This window comes from Alloalcanivorax xenomutans (assembly GCF_900217905.1).
Classification (GTDB): domain Bacteria; phylum Pseudomonadota; class Gammaproteobacteria; order Pseudomonadales; family Alcanivoracaceae; genus Alloalcanivorax; species Alloalcanivorax xenomutans.
The window spans coordinates 1-1,447 of record NZ_OBMO01000040.1 but is presented as its reverse complement, the minus strand read 5'-3'; the positions used below and the strand labels follow the sequence as shown (position 1 = coordinate 1,447).

At 64.1% G+C, this 1,447-nt stretch carries 1 protein-coding gene; it reads right to left on the bottom strand.

The window, feature by feature from the left end; genetic code table 11:
- Positions 1–258 precede the first annotated feature (258 nt).
- Positions 259–1,362, bottom strand: coding sequence for an IS110 family RNA-guided transposase (locus tag CRO06_RS19740; protein WP_425319678.1), 1,104 nt, complete (start codon positions 1,360–1,362; stop codon positions 259–261).
- Positions 1,363–1,447 lie beyond the last annotated feature (85 nt).

Sequence of the window (1,447 nt, the reverse complement as noted above, 5' to 3'; positions counted from 1 at the left end):
TCCTATGTATGGACTCGCCCGTTGCTGTCAACCCTGCCTTGAACATGGCTACCCGGTGGCATCTATGTATCAGGCCTGTTCGAGGAAGCCTCAATGGGCTTCTGGCCAACATCGGATAAGCTCGCGGTATGCCGATTACAGAGAGGCTTCAAGAGCCGGTAGGAGCTTAGGCATCGATCCGCGACGGTCTGACCTGGAGTCCATGTTACTCAGCACGGGTTGGAGCGCTTCAGCACCCCGGTGGCAGTACTCGGTGAATCAGTTGTTCATGGTCGCCTCCTGACGGCGATTGGGCTCACGGTGATAGGTTTGCTCGTTCTGCAGCAACACCCAGAGGATGCGCAGGTTGCGGTTGGCCAGCCGCACCGCGGCGCCTTTGCGCCCCAGTCGCTGCTGCCAGCGCAACAGCCGCCGGTCGTCCGGTTGCTCGGAGTCGGGCCTGAGCTGCTGCAAGACCGCCTGCGCCCCCTGGATCGCCAGGCTGCGGATGTAGCCATCCCCCTGTTTGCCCATCCTGCCCAGCCGGACCTTTTCGCCGCTGCTGTGCTGCTCGGGCACCAGACCGAAGTAGGCGGCGAACTGGCGCGCGTTGGCGAAGCGTTCCGGCTGGGTTTGCTTGGCCAGCAGCGCCGTCGCGATGATCGGGCCGACCCCGCGCACGCTCATCAGCCGCTGCGCCGTCTGGTCAGCGCGCGCCTGCGCTTCCAGGCGTCCGGTCAGGATCGCAACCCGTTCGCCCAGCTGGCGCCATTCCGCCAGTAGCTCATCGATCAGCTCACGCAACGGATCCGGGATCGGCTGACTGGCGTCTTCCAGTATCTCGGGGATTCTCCGGTTGATGGCCACATCGCCCTTCGCCAGCGCGATACCTTGCTCCAGAAGCAGTCCGCGCATCTGGTTGCTCAGCGCCGTGCGCCGCCGGATGTAGCCTTGCCGGGCCCGATGCAGCGCCTGCATCGCCAGCGCCGCCACGTTCTTGACCGGCACCGACGCAATACGGCGGTCATGCCCGGCTCGCAAGATCGCCAGCGCATCGTTACGATCGTTCTTCGGCCCGCTACGGTGTTTGCCCACATGCTGGGCCGGCAGGATACGCACCGCGTTACCCCGCTGTTGCACCTGGCGCGCCCAGGCCTGGGCGCCCGGACCGGTTTCCATCAGCACCGTCACCCCCTCGGGCAACTGCTGGAGAAACGCCTGGAAGGCATCACGTGATTGAATCCGCTGTTCGTACACCACTTGGCCCAGGGCATCCTCGCCAGCCACTTGGAATACCCGTTTGGCCAGATCCACCGCCACGGTCTTACACCCAGGCACCTCGGACAGTGGCTGGACTGAATGCTTCGTTGTACGCTGTTTCATGGGCTCGCCCTCGCTGTCGTTGACATGTTTAGAATGCCACCGTGGCGCCTAGACGCCTCGGCGAGGGCGAGTCCATCCGATTACA

What these genes read in the sequence shown, in the direction of transcription:
- CRO06_RS19740 (WP_425319678.1), bottom strand. Translation starts at nt 1,362, where the DNA reads ATGAAACAGCGTACAACGAAGCATTCAGTCCAGCCACTGTCCGAGGTG.